This is a genomic window from Ottowia sp., assembly GCF_047601385.1.
Lineage (GTDB): Bacteria > Pseudomonadota > Gammaproteobacteria > Burkholderiales > Burkholderiaceae_C > Ottowia.
Map to the genome: position 1 here is coordinate 1,504,033 of NZ_JASGJP010000001.1, position 13,064 is coordinate 1,517,096.

9 protein-coding genes and 1 pseudogene are annotated in these 13,064 nt (G+C 67.0%); 4 read left to right on the plus strand and 6 right to left on the minus strand.

Going from position 1 to position 13,064, the window contains the following annotated elements:
* Positions 1–5: 5 nt before the first annotated feature.
* The 6 genes from ychF to QM772_RS07330 form a co-directional block, all read right to left on the minus strand.
* Positions 6–1,100, minus strand: a complete 1,095-nt coding sequence (ychF, locus tag QM772_RS07305) for a redox-regulated ATPase YchF (RefSeq protein WP_415135016.1) — start codon at positions 1,098–1,100, stop codon at positions 6–8.
* Between the two features lie 181 nt (positions 1,101–1,281).
* Positions 1,282–3,843: a DEAD/DEAH box helicase gene (locus tag QM772_RS07310; protein ID WP_415135018.1), complete on the minus strand. Its 2,562-nt coding sequence runs from the start codon at positions 3,841–3,843 to the stop codon at positions 1,282–1,284.
* A gap of 3 nt (positions 3,844–3,846) precedes the next feature.
* Positions 3,847–5,583, minus strand: a complete 1,737-nt coding sequence (locus QM772_RS07315) for a site-specific DNA-methyltransferase (RefSeq protein WP_415135020.1) — start codon at positions 5,581–5,583, stop codon at positions 3,847–3,849.
* A gap of 71 nt (positions 5,584–5,654) precedes the next feature.
* Positions 5,655–5,984, minus strand: coding sequence for a hypothetical protein (locus QM772_RS07320; protein ID WP_415135022.1), 330 nt, complete (start codon positions 5,982–5,984; stop codon positions 5,655–5,657).
* A 52-nt stretch (positions 5,985–6,036) separates the two neighbouring features.
* Positions 6,037–6,891, minus strand: coding sequence for a BRO family protein (locus tag QM772_RS07325; protein WP_415135024.1), 855 nt, complete (start codon positions 6,889–6,891; stop codon positions 6,037–6,039).
* Positions 6,892–6,961: 70 nt separating this feature from the next.
* A complete protein-coding gene (locus QM772_RS07330) occupies positions 6,962–7,831 on the minus strand; it encodes an MOSC domain-containing protein (protein ID WP_415135026.1) in 870 nt (289 codons plus the stop codon).
* Positions 7,832–7,885: 54 nt separating this feature from the next.
* Here QM772_RS07330 and QM772_RS07335 point away from each other — a divergent pair, with 54 nt between their 5' ends.
* From QM772_RS07335 to QM772_RS07350, 4 genes and pseudogenes are all read left to right on the plus strand, one after another.
* Positions 7,886–9,013, plus strand: coding sequence for an FAD-dependent monooxygenase (locus tag QM772_RS07335; protein WP_415135028.1), 1,128 nt, complete (start codon positions 7,886–7,888; stop codon positions 9,011–9,013).
* A 48-nt stretch (positions 9,014–9,061) separates the two neighbouring features.
* Positions 9,062–9,776 (plus strand): annotated as a pseudogene (locus QM772_RS07340) (DsbC family protein).
* Positions 9,777–10,006: 230 nt separating this feature from the next.
* Positions 10,007–11,815: a M61 family metallopeptidase gene (locus QM772_RS07345; protein WP_415135030.1), complete on the plus strand. Its 1,809-nt coding sequence runs from the start codon at positions 10,007–10,009 to the stop codon at positions 11,813–11,815.
* On the plus strand, positions 11,800–12,927 hold the full coding sequence (locus QM772_RS07350; protein ID WP_415135032.1) for a DUF3108 domain-containing protein: 1,128 nt from the start codon (positions 11,800–11,802) through the stop codon (positions 12,925–12,927). Before QM772_RS07345 ends, QM772_RS07350 begins: the two co-directional genes overlap by 16 nt.
* Positions 12,928–13,064: the final 137 nt, after the last annotated feature.

Sequence of the window (13,064 nt, forward strand, 5' to 3'; positions counted from 1 at the left end):
TGCGGTCAGACGTTGAACAAGAAGTTCATCACGTCCCCATCCCTGACGACGTACTCCTTGCCCTCGCTGCGCATCTTCCCCGCGTCCTTGGCGCCCTGCTCGCCCTTGTACTGGATGTAGTCGTCGAAGGCGATGGTCTGGGCGCGGATGAAGCCGCGCTCGAAGTCGCCGTGGATCACGCCGGCCGCCTGCGGGGCGGTGTCGCCGATGTGGATGGTCCAGGCGCGCACTTCCTTCACGCCGGCGGTGAAGTAGGTTTGCAGGCCCAGCAGCTTGAAGGCGGCGCGGATCAGGCGGTTCAGGCCCGGCTCGGTCTGGCCCATCTCGGCCAGGAAGATGGCCTTGTCCTCGTCGCCCATCTCGGCCATGTCGGCTTCCATCTTGGCGCAGATGGCCACCACGGGGGCGTTCTGGCTGGCGGCGTAGTCCTTCAGGCGGTCCAGCAGCGGGTTGTTCTCGAAGCCGTCCTCGCTGACGTTGCCGACGAACATCGCCGGCTTGGCGGTGATCAGGCACAGGGGCTTGAACAGCGCCTGTTCTTCCTTGCTCAGCTCCAGCGTGCGCACCGGCTTGCCTTCGTTCAGCGCCGCCTGCACCGGGCCCAGCAGCTTGACCATGGCGGCGGCCTCCTTGTCGTTGCCGCTCTTGCTGGCCTTGGTGTAGCGCTGCAAGGCTTTGTCCACCGTGCCCAGGTCGGCCAGGCACAGCTCGGTCTGGATCACCTCGATGTCGGCGATCGGGTCCACCTTGCCGGCGACGTGGATGACGTTGGCGTCCTCGAAGCAGCGCACCACATTGACGATGGCGTCGGTCTCGCGGATGTGCGCCAGGAACTGGTTGCCCAGGCCCTCGCCCTGGCTGGCGCCGGCCACCAGGCCGGCGATGTCGACGAACTCGACGATGGCCGGCAGCACGCGCTCGGGCTTGACGATGTCGGCCAGCGCCGCCAGGCGCGGGTCGGGCACCTCGACCACGCCGGTGTTGGGCTCGATGGTGCAGAAGGGGTAGTTCTCGGCGGCGATGCCGGCCTTGGTCAGGGCGTTGAACAGGGTGGACTTGCCCACGTTGGGCAGGCCCACGATGCCGCATTGCAGGCTCATGTCGGGGCTTTCAGGGGGTTGGCGGGGAATCGCTGATTCTACCGGCCGCGTGCGCGGCGCCTGGCCGGAGATTCACGGTCGAATTGGCCTCCAGCGCTTATCTGGCAAACGCTGGCAGCTATCGAATTCATATCTATAAGCCAGCCCTTGCACACTGAGGCCGGTGATGCTTAGCCAGTCCTTATCGGTAGTCGACCGCCAGAACGCCTGCGTACAAGCTGCTTGCGCCTTCAGCTTCCGCAATAGCGTTACGCACTTCGGCACGGCTCAAGTCGAGCGCACGCAGTTTGCCCTTGACCTCGGCCACGGATTCGACGCGCCGGAATATCCCGCCATGCGCTTCTACATAGCGGCAAAGCCCTCGCAACTTCGGCAGCGCATCGGCCCGCCCAGGATCGTGCGGATCGACGATATCCACCGTGATCGAGCCGTCCGCTTCTTCCACGAAGAACAGAAAATCCGGACGCACGATCTTCACCTCGCCCTCCTCCATATAGGCGATGCCCAGTGAGTCCTGCGAGGGCTGATTGGGGTTGCGATACCAGCACAGGAAGCCCTCGCGGCTCATCTCCGAATCCAGCACACGGGTTTCCCAGCCGTTCAATTCGGCGGGATACAAGCCCTTGCCGTCACACAGCAGATGGTGCGGGAAGACGGCAAACGCCGTCACCTTCCCGCCCTCGCTGGCGGCGGTCATTTCCAGGCGCGAAACGGGCCGGGACAGGTCCACGTCCTGCGCCTTGAGGCTCAATGCGGTGATTTGCCGGTAGGCGTCCTGCCGATCGTCGGCAAGCTGTTTGATGGCGTCGTGAAATTCCCGCAGCCACACATCCGAGAGGTTTGTCGCTTCGGCGTCGAACGGCGCCTTCAGATCGGCCATCAGGCCCAGCGCGGCAACGTCCTCACGCGCCTGAAGCAGCGCATCCACGTAGTCTTCGCCAGCGTTGCACGCATGGCGCTGTGCCCGCGCCTGCGTGTAGGTGCGGGCAATGTCCGGGCTGAAGGTGCGGGCTGCAAGCCGGTAGGCCGCGTCCCATACCGCTGCGTCGGCTTTCTCTACAAAAGTTCCCTCCTTCGCGCCTGCGTCTTGCAGGTTGGCGATGATGGTTTTGCCCTCCACGGCGGCGACCGTTGCGCGCTTCTTGGCGAACTCATCCGCATGCGTTTGAATGAAGTCGTCCAGCCATGCGTGCAAGTGGGCATGCGCCTGCTTGCCTGCGTCCTTCAACAAACCATCGGATGCCAACTCGTGCGCCAGCGCTGTCAGGCGCACTGGCGGCTTCGCGCCGCGCTGCGGTCGCATTTGCGAAGGCAGGGACTCCAGCTTGTGCCACACCGCGTCGGGCACGCTCGGGTTGGGCTTCATCTCCGCCGGGTTCACCAGCACCCGACCAAAACCTGGCTGCAACTCGCTGCCGGTTTGCAGTGCATGCACCACCTCATGCACCGTGGCCTTGTCAAACTTCGGCAACAGGCAATCCACGGTGTTGAGCCGGTCATTGCCCGGAATGCGCCGCGCCAGCGGCGTACGCACCATGCGGCCCAGCAACTGCGCGATATGCGTTTTGTCTTGCGCGGCGCGAAGCGACACCATCACCTCCGCACGCGGGCAGTCCCAGCCCGTGCTGATGGCGTTCTTGGCCAGCAGCACGCGCACCCAGCTTGCGCCCTGCACGCGCTCGGGCGCGATGTATGGCACCTTGTATTGGCCGAATTGCTCCTCCTTGTGCTCGCCAAACACATGCGCCACGGCATCGGGCGGCAGATCGTCCCACCGCTCGAAGATCGCATCCAGCCGCTTGGCAATGTCCGCCGGGTTGGGCTTGTCTTCCACCTGCAACACCATCAGCGGCGCAACGCTTTCGCCGTTGGCCTGCTGCGCCGCATAGTCGGCCCATGCCTGCGCGGATTCGCGCAGCTTGTCGGCCGCACGGCCCACCAGTACCGTGTCGAAACCGCCGGTTTCATCGTCAGGAATCGCCAACGCCACGGTGTCTTTCAACAAGCCCGAATCCAGCACACGCGAGCTGTCCACCCTCACATCCGGCAGGCGAATGTGGCCCTGCGCAGTCTCCATCGCGGTATTGAACCGCTCCACCGTGGCCGAAATGCCCCACACCACCGGAATGCCCGGCACGCCCTTGTCGCCGTTGATGAGGCGCTGCACCAGCGTCTTGCGCCCAGCCTCCTCGCGCATGCCGCGATGCGCCTCGTCCAGCACCAGGTACAGCGTGAGCGATTCGTCCTCGATGGTGTTCTTGAGCGTGTCCCACAAGGTATGCGCCTGCGCATCGGGCCGCATTTCCGGAAAGCCGCCCTCCTCCTCGAAGCCGCGCACCAGCAGGCTGCCTTTGCCGAGTTTCTGGGTGTTGAGGAAGTAAATCTTCCCGGCCTGAAACCTCGCCCGGTTGAACGGGTACTCCACCACCTCCATTTCCGTGCTGTTCAACCGATCCGACGAATCCATCAGCCGGAACCGCGTCTGCTCGTTGAGCGAAGGGTTGTCGCTGAACCACAGAATCACCGCGCCCCGGTCGGCATCAAAGTCCAGGTTGTCATCGCCATGCAGCAGCGCCTCGAACACTGCTGCGGCCATCACCGTCTTGCCCGCGCCGGTGGGTGCCGTGAGCGAGAAGGCGGATTTGCGTTTGCGCTTGCCCTGCCAATCCTCACGCGCCTCCTGCAAGCGTTGCAGCACTTCGCCCACGGCCTCGGTCTGATAGTCCTTCAAGGTGAATTTCATCGCTCACTCCCCGCTGGCAAAGGCAAAGTTGGTCAGGTACGACTCATACAGCCGCACCGCCTCCACCCCCTGCGGCAGGCGCTGGGCGATGGACTGAAAGCGGCGGTCGTCGTCGGTGACGATGTAGGCCACGCGCAAGCCGGGTTGTTGCAGCACCGACTTGATGAAAGGCGTGGCGCAATCCACGTCGTCCAGCAGGCCATAGGATTCGACCACGGCGAAGCCGCCTTCCGGCAGGGTGTCGATGCGGGCACCAAAGCTGCCAGCACGCAGCCACAGCAGCGGCGCAATGCGCGCAAACGCGGCGTTGTGGCGCACGGCGATCGGGCTTTCGTAGGTCAGGGTGAAGAACTCGGCGTTCTCGGCGAAGCCATCGGCCATTGGGAATTGATCGGTGAACTTGTAATCGCCGCGTATCGGTTCGCCCTCGGGCGTCTTGCCGGTGATAGATGCCTGCACGCGCGGCTTGGTGATGTAGTCGCAGATGCCCCATTGCTCCCACTCGGGATCGCCGGGGCGCCAGCCCTGGTCACGCAGTTTCTTCTGCTCGTCCGCGCCGACTTCGTTATTCGTGACGGAGATGCACTGGCGATTGCCACCGTCCTGCTTGTTCAGGCGCATGACCGCGTGCGCGGTGGTGCCGGAGCCGGCGAAGAAGTCCAGCACGATGGCATTGGGCTTGTTCGCCACGAAGAAGCGTAGTGCGTCTTCGACGGCGTACAGCGACTTTGGAAATGGAAACTTCCTGTCCGGAATAACATGCTTGAGAACTCCTGTTCCACCATGCTCCGCACTATGAGAAGTGAAATCCCATTGAGTCGTTACATGCTTCGAAGTTGCATCGACATAATTTGCAATGACCGATCCATCAGCTCGCCTCCCTTCGATAACTGCGACTCCGCCAGCTATTTCGCTTCTCACCTTGTTCGGCAAATGTTGAATGATGTATGGCTGAGGTTCATCCTTCTTCCCGTTGGCACGGATAAGCCCCTGTGGCCACCAATTATCAAATGCAGTATCGGTGTACTCCCAGTTCATTTCCGTTCCGTCGGAACGTACCGGGAAAACAGCAACAGCCCCCTTAGGTGGCTTGATTGATTCGCGCGGAATGTCTACAGATACCGGCGCTCCACGCCCAACAATTGCGCCTGTTTTTTCATCAACAAATATCGGGTAGAACTGATTTGGACCGCATGCACCTCGTCCTCTTCTTCCACGCACCGAAGCGAGGTTCCGACGCCGCATGGTTTCCCAACTAACTTCGGTCCCCACCGCATCTTCGTCCAGTCTTCCGCTTACCTTTGCTGTCCCCAAACGGGCAAAAAACAGAAATTCGTTCGTTCTTGCAAAATCACCCGACCTACCTGTCCCCTTCGGGTTGATGACCGAGGAAATCATTTGTATGGCTGCCTCTGGAAATGCCTGTTCCAGCAACAACCCCAGCCGCAGGTATTCCTTCTCGTCAATGGTGACGATCAGCACCGAATCCGCCGGGTTCAACAACTCCCGCGCCAGCAGCAAGCGCCGCTCCATGAAGGCCAGCCACTTGCTGTGCCGATACAAGTCATCGGCCTCGACGTAATCGTTGTTGTACTTCCAGTCTTTCGCCCCGGTGTTGTAGGGCGGGTCGATGTAAATCGCATCGACCTTGCCGCGATGCGTCCACGTCAAGGCTTTCAGGACGTGGTAATTCTCGCCATTGATGACGGTGTGGCTGGGCTTTGCGCCGCCACGTTTCACGCAGCCGGTAGAAACAAAACCTGGATAAATCGTGTCTCGAAATTCAGCAACGACAATCAGGTCATCGCATGTTATAATTCTTGGTTGCGAAGAAATATCGCCGCGGCTTGTGAGGCGTCAAGCGGCAAGAGCGTTGCCGTGCCACTGGCCTTGTCCAGCTTCTGCACCCGCCACAGACTCAGGTCGCGCCTTTCGTTGCTGCCGCGCGGCGGCAGCACCCGCACCTTGTCTCCCTTGCGCAGCGCTCGATTGGGCAACTCCACCACTTCGGGCCTGTGCCGCTCGAAATTCAAACCAAACGGCAAACGCACAGCCAGAGCGTCGAACTCCCGTTGCAAGTCTGCTGCCAATTGCGGATCACGCGCCCGCGTCTGCTCAATCAAGTTTTTCAGTGTGGACATCCGTCCCTCCCCGAAACGCATGTTTCAATGAATCGCCACTTCCAGAAATAGCTCATTTGGCTTTCTTTCCTGCCAGTTGCCGCGCTCCTAGCTTCTTCGCATTCAAGGCGCTCACCACGGGCTTGCCGGTGCTTTTCTCCAGTTGCAGCCGCGCCGCCTTGGCGGTTTTCGCGCCTTCGGTCGCGACCTGTGCGCTCTCGTCGAAGCCCTGCGGGTTGCGCACCAGCGAAATGTCGGTGGCGGCGACTTCGGCCAGCATGTTCAGCACCAGTTCGGTGTTGGTCATGTTGTCGCGCAGGTTTTCTTTCTTCAGGCCCTTGTGCTGCCGGTATTCGCGCGTGCTCATGCCGGCCCAGGTCTTGCTCATCAGGTCGGTGAGCGCAGCGTACTCCTGCCCGCGCTGCACGCCGGCCTTGTCCCATTCGTCGGTCAGCGCCTTGCGCACCTCGATGGACTTGATGCGCTGGTTGATCCAGCTCTCGCTGTAGCCCAGGCGGCGGTAGTTCTGGATGGCACGGTCGATGGACAGCTCCGGGTCCACCGTTTCGTCCAGCCGCTCGCTGCCCACCTGCGCCAGCCACAGCTTGAAAGGTTCGGCGCGCTTGCTGGGGATGGACTGGACCAGACGCAGGATTTGCTCGGTGTCGGCCACGTCGGTCTTGTAACGCTTGCCGTCGGCGGCTCTCAACTTGAGTTGGTTAGTGGCACTAACCAACTGGCTGCCTTCGGCGATCAGCTTGCTTTTCAGCCACTTCCAGTAGTTCCTGACCTTCTTGTAGTCCGGCTGGTCAGTGAGGATGGCAACGATATCCAGGATGGAAAACCACCACTTTTCGTTCTCCGCATCCCATTCGGCGCGCACCTGCTGGGACTCGAAGAGCTTGATCTTGCCGGGTTGGTCGCTCACAGGGCTTTCTCCAATACCAGATCGGCCTCCAGCGCCCGTCCATCAAGCGCCAGCAGCTATCAAATCCATATCAATCGAACTTCCAGTCGCCCGCCACCGCATCGCCCACGCGCAGCCGGTGGCCCGCGCCGCGCACGATGACGCAGTTCATGCCGAAGGCGATGGCGCCGTCCACCACCGGGTTGGCGCGGTAGGTGCCGAGCATGTCCATTACCTCGGGGCTGGTGGTGCCGGTGGCCGGGTCCACGTTGGGGATGGGGCAGCGCGGGCAGGGCTTGACGGGGCGCAGCACCACCTCGCCGTCGCGGCTGGCGATGCGCAGTTCGGCCAGGCGGTCTTCGTCCTGCGCCTCAAGGCCGTCCAGCACCAGGTTGGGCCGGAAGCGCTCCATGCCCACGGGCGCGTGGCCGGCGGCTTGCAGCTTCTCGTTCAGCTCGCGCAGCGAGGCGGTGCTGGCCACCAGCAGCGGAAAGCCGTCGGCGAACTCGACGGGCGCCTCCAGCTCGCCCGTCCAGGTGCGCGAGGCCAGGCGCCGCACCTCGGGGTCGAAGCGCACCAGCCGCAGCCCCGGCTGGCCCAGGAAGTCGCTGAACCATTGGCCGGCCACGTCGCCCATGTCCCAGCAGTCCACGGTGTCGCGCCACACGGTGGCGCGGGCGGGCTTCTCGACCTCGTTCAGCCCCATGTGCAGCGCCAGCATGCCGGGCGCGCGCAGCACCACCTCCAGCGCCTTGATGCGCGGCTGCACCAGCACCATGCGCGGCAGCTCGCGCTGGCTGACGAAGCGGCCCTCGGCGTCCACCACCATCCAGGCGCGGTCGAGGTCCAGGCCGGTTTCGACCAACCGGCCTTCGGTCAGCTCGACGCCGGCGCAGGACTTGACGGGGTGGACGAACAGGCGCGCGATGGTCGCGTGGATATCGGATTCAGGCGTGGACATGAAGGGGGCGGATCGCGGCAAAGCCTCGTATTGTCGGCTTTTACAATGCCTCGCATGGGCGCTTCCCCCGACATCTGCATCCGCGGCGCCGGCATCGTCGGCCGCACGCTGGCCCTGCTGCTGGCGCGCGAGCGCCTGCGCGTGGCGCTGGTAGCCGCGCCGTCGCCGGACCCCGCCGCTTCCGACGTGCGCGCCTACGCCCTCAGCCCCGCCGCGCGCCAGGTGCTGGAAGGCGTGCGCTGCTGGCCCGGCGAGCCGGCCGCCACTCCGGTGCTGGCGATGCAGGTGCATGGCGACGGCGACGGCGCGGTGCGCTTCGACGCCGCCGCGCAGGGCGTGCCGGCGCTGAACTGGATCGTGGACGTGCCGGCGCTGGAGCGCCAGTTGGCCGACGCGGTGGGCTTCCAGGCCGGCATCGAGGTGCTGCCGCATCCCGTGCCCGCGCCGCTCACCGTGGTGTGCGAGGGCCGCGTGAGCAGAACGCGCGCCGAGCTGGGCGTGGAGTTCGACGTCACCCGCTACCCGCAGCAGGCCATCGCCACCCGGCTGGCCTGCGAATACCCGCACGACCAGACCGCGCGCCAGTGGTTCACGCCCGAGGGCGACGTGCTGGCCTTCCTGCCGCTGGGCGGCCCGGCGGGCCGCCAGGCGGCCGTGGTGTGGTCGGCCGGCCAGGACCGCGCGCCCGAGCTGATGGCGCTGGATGACGGCGCCTTCGCCGAGCGCCTGTTCGAGCTGAGCGGCGGCGTGCTGGGCGCGCTGCACCTGATCGCCCCGCGCGCCTGCTGGCCGCTGGTGCGCGCCGGCGCGCGGCGCTGGGTGGGCCGCATGCCCGGCCGGCCGCAGGCCAGCTTCGCGCTGGCCGGCGACGCCGCGCACGCCATGCACCCGCTGGCCGGCCAGGGCCTGAACCTGGGCCTGGGCGACGCCGCCGGGCTGGCGCGCGTGCTGGCCGCGCGCGAGCCCTGGCGCTCGCCCGCCGACCCGAAGCTGCTGCGCCGCTACGAGCGCGCGCGCCAGGGCGACTGGCTGCGCATGCGCCTGGCCACCGACGGCCTGCAGCAGCTCTTCGGCCGCCCTGGGCCCGCCGCCGCCGCGCTGCGCAACTGGGGCATGGCCGCGTTCGACGCCAGCGGCCCGCTGAAATCCCGCATCGCCCGGCTGGCGATGGGAACCGCCTGAGCCTCTTCAGGCTCCACCCTGATCCATCACCCTACCCCGGCACCCTTCATGAAACTCCGCCCCGCCCACCTCCTGCACGCCGCGCTGGCCGCCGCGCTGGCGCTGCCCCTGCTCGCCGGCGCGCAGGAAGCCGCCATCCGCAAGAACCTGCTCGCGCAAGTGCCCGGCCTGACCCAGATCGACGAGATCAGCAAGACGCCCATGCCCGGCCTGTACGAGGTGCGCGTGGGCACCGACATCTTCTACACCGACGCCGAGGGCAACTTCTTCATCCACGGCAGCCTGATGGACCTGCGCGCCAAGAAGAACCTGACCGAGGAGCGCGTCAACAAGCTCTCCGCCGTCGACTTCGGCAGCCTGGAGCTGAAGAACGCCTTCACCGTGGTGCGCGGCAACGGCAAGCGCAGGCTGGCGGTGTTCGAGGATCCCAACTGCGGCTACTGCAAGCGCTTCGAGAAAGACCTGCAGAAGGTGGACAACGTCACCGTGCACTTCTTCCTGATCCCGATCCTGGGCGACGACTCGGCCACCAAGTCGCGCCAGATTCTGGTGCAGCGCCGACAAGGCCAAGACCTGGACCGACTGGATGGTGCGCGACATCGCCCCCAAGGGCAACGCCATCTGCAACACCGAGGCGCTGAACGCCAACCTGGAGTTCGCCAAGAAGCACCGCATCACCGGCACGCCGACGCTGATCTTCGCCGACGGCACGCGCATCCCGGGCGCGATCAACGCGCAGCAGATCGAGCAGCAGTTGAAATGAACCCGCCCCCGCTGCCCCACTCGCCGCGCGATGTTGCGGCATCCCCCCTCCAGCGGGCGCGCCCACTGGCCGGGGGAACCCCGGCCACGGGTGCGCTGGCATGGAAAACCGAAACGACGGGCTTTCCACATACTCCTACACCCCATCGGCCACCAGCGCTTTCCAGCCGGGCGCTGGCACACCATTACTCCCACTGAGTATGCCAAATCACCCGCGCACCGCGCACTGACATGACGCGGGCCGCCGCCTCCCCCCCGCCCCCCGCCCCCGTGCACTACACGGTGCGCGTGGCCGACGCCGCCGCGCACCGCTTCGAGGTCGAACTCGCCATCGCCCGCCCCGCCGCAACGCAGCGCGTGTCGCTGCCGGCCTGGATCCCCGGCAGCTACCTGATCCGCGAGTTCGCGCGCCACCTCAGCGGCCTGCGCGCCAGCCAGGGCCGCGCGCCGCGCGCCGTGGAACAGATCGACAAAGCCACCTGGGACATCGCCTGCGACCCGCGCCGCCCGCTGGTGCTGCGCTACGCCGTGCACGCCTTCGACGACTCGGTGCGCACCGCGTGGCTGGATGCGCAGCGCGGCTTCTTCAACGGCACCAGCCTGCTGCTGCGCGTGCACGGCCAGGAAGACGGCGCGCACGCGCTCACCGTGCCGCCCCCCGCCGCGCAGCGCCACCACCAACGCGATTGGCAGCTGGCCACCGCCATGACGCCCGCGCGGGTGGACCGGCGCGGCTTCGGCCGCTACCAGGCGGCCGACTACGACGAACTGGTGGACCACCCCGTGGAAATGGGCGCGTTCTGGTCCGGCCGGTTCACCGCCGCCGGCGTGCCGCACCGCTTCGTCGTCGCCGGCGCGCCGGCCTCGTTCGACGGCGAGCGCCTGCTGCGCGACGCGCAGAAGATCTGCGAGACCGCCATCCGCTTCTGGCACGGCGCCAAGCCGCCGCCGATGCCGCACTACGTCTTCATGCTGAACGCCGTGCACGACGGCTACGGCGGCCTGGAGCACCGCGCCAGCACCGCCCTCATCTGCAACCGCGCCGACCTGCCGCGCCACGGCGCGCCCGCCGGCGCCGCCGCCGTGGGCGACGGCTACGTCACCCTGCTGGGCCTCGTCAGCCACGAGTACTTCCACACCTGGAACGTCAAGCGCCTGCGCCCGGCCGAGTTCGCGCGCGTCGACTACGCGCGCGAGAACTACACCCGCCTGCTGTGGTTCTTCGAAGGCTTCACCAGCTACTACGACGACCTGCTGCTGCGCCGCGCCGGCCTGATCGACGACGCCGCCTACCTCAAGCTGCTCACCAAGACCGCCAACCAGGTGCTGCAGGCGCCCGGGCGCCACGCGCAGTCGGTGGCGCAGGCCAGCTTCGACGCCTGGGTGCGCTACTACCGCCCCGACGAGAACACGCCCAACAGCACCATCAGCTACTACACCAAGGGCGCGCTGGTGGCGCTGTGCTTCGACCTCACCCTGCGCCAGGAAGGCCGCGCCACGCTCGACGACGCCATGCGCGCGCTGTGGCGGCGCTGCGCCGGCGGCCCGATGCGCGAGGACGACTTCGCCGCCGTGCTGGCCGAGCTGGGCGGCCGCGGCTTCGAGCGCGAGATCGCCGCCTGGGTGCACGGCACCGGCGAGCTGCCGCTGAAGGACCTGCTGCACGCGCACGGCGTCGAAGTGCGCGAAGAGCCCTCGCAATGGGCGCAGGCGCTCGGCCTGCGCGTGGCCGAAGGCGCCGGCGGCATCACGCTGAAGGTGGTGCTGGCCGGCGGCCCCGCCGCCCGGGCCGGCATGGCCGCCGGCGACGAATGGCTGGGCGTGGAACTGCCGCCGCGCAAAGGCGCCGCGCCCGAAGGCTGGCGCCTGGCGCGCCTGGACGAGCTGCCCCTGTACGCCGGCGCGGCGCGCCAGGTCACCGCCCTCGTCGCGCGCGACCAGCGCCTGCTGCGGCTGCCGCTGGCGCTGCCGCGCGCAGCCACCACCTGGCGCCTGCGCCCGCGCGAGGGCGCAGGCGAGCGCGCGTGGCCGGGCCGCTGACCTCACGCGGCTTCTCGGCGCGCGGCCCGCTGCTGGCGTCGCTGCTGCTCGCCCTGCTGCTGCACGCGCTGGCCCTGGCGCTGCTGCAACGCATGCTGCAAGCGCCCAGCCTGCTGCAAGCGATGGCGCCGCCCTTCTACACCCGCGCCATCGCGCCCGAAACGCCCGCCCCCGTGGCGGCACCGCCGCCCGCCGAGCCCTCGGTATCCAAGCCTAATCGGCCCTCAGCGCTTATCCGGCGGGCGCGAGCAGCTCCTAAAAAGAGAGTGAAAGAAGCGCCCGCTGCTGAAGCGGTTGCCGCGCCGGATGCCCCCGCCAGTGCGGCGCTCGCGGAAGCGCCGCCCGACACGCCAGCCGCGCCGGAACCCGAAGCCTTGGCCCAGGCCAAGCCAGCGCCAGAACCCGCCCCGCCCGCGCCCGAGCCCGCATCCGAGCCGCAACCCGCCGCCAGCGCCCCCGAGCCCGCCTTCCTGGCCACCTGGCCGAGCGACACGCGCCTGACCTACAAGCTGGGCGGCAACTACCGGGGCGAATTGCACGGCAGCGCCCGTGTGCTGTGGCAGCGCGCCGGCACGCGCTACCAGGCGGTGGTGGAGATGAGCGCCGGGCTGCTGGCCTCGCTGGCCTTCAGCAGCCAGGGCGAGATCACCGCCGCCGGCCTGCACCCCGAGGTGTACGAGGAGACCGTGCGCCAGCGCCGGCGCGGCGTGCGGCTGGACGCGGGCGAACTGCGGCTGAACAACGGCGAGCGCGTGGCGCGCCCGCCCGACGTGCAGGACACGGCCAGCCAGTTCGTCGCACTGGGCCACCGCTTCGCCACCGGGCAGATACAGCCGGCGCCCGGCGTGCAGATCCGCTTCGCGCTGGCGCGGCCGGGCGGCGTGGACGAGTGGACCTACGACGTGGTGGGCGAGGAAACCCTGCACCTGCCGCGCCTGGGCCCCGTCGCCGCCTGGCACCTGAAGCCGCGCCGACTGGACAAGCCGCGCGGCCCGCTGACGGCCGAGATGTGGTTCGCCCCCGCGCTGCAATACCTGCCGGTGCGCATCCGCATCACGCAGAGCGAGGACACCTACCTGGACCTGCTGGTGGAGACCATCGAGCAGCGCTGAGCAGCTTCACCGCCGAAACGAATGGCCGCGGAGCAGGCCATGCCCGTGCACCCGTGGCCGGGGTTTCCCCGGCCAGTGGGTGCGCCCCCTTCCAGGGGGGAGGCGCAACATCGCGAAGCGAGTGAAGTCTGGGGGTA

Excerpts from the sequence above, each read along its gene's own strand:
- ychF (WP_415135016.1), bottom strand. The coding sequence starts at position 1,100 with ATGAGCCTGCAATGCGGCATCGTGGGCCTGCCCAACGTGGGCAAGTCC.
- QM772_RS07310 (WP_415135018.1), bottom strand. The coding sequence starts at position 3,843 with ATGAAATTCACCTTGAAGGACTATCAGACCGAGGCCGTGGGCGAAGTG.
- QM772_RS07320 (WP_415135022.1), bottom strand. The coding sequence starts at position 5,984 with ATGTCCACACTGAAAAACTTGATTGAGCAGACGCGGGCGCGTGATCCG.
- QM772_RS07330 (WP_415135026.1), bottom strand. The coding sequence starts at position 7,831 with ATGTCCACGCCTGAATCCGATATCCACGCGACCATCGCGCGCCTGTTC.
- QM772_RS07335 (WP_415135028.1), top strand. The coding sequence starts at position 7,886 with ATGGGCGCTTCCCCCGACATCTGCATCCGCGGCGCCGGCATCGTCGGC.
- QM772_RS07345 (WP_415135030.1), top strand. The coding sequence starts at position 10,007 with ATGACGCGGGCCGCCGCCTCCCCCCCGCCCCCCGCCCCCGTGCACTAC.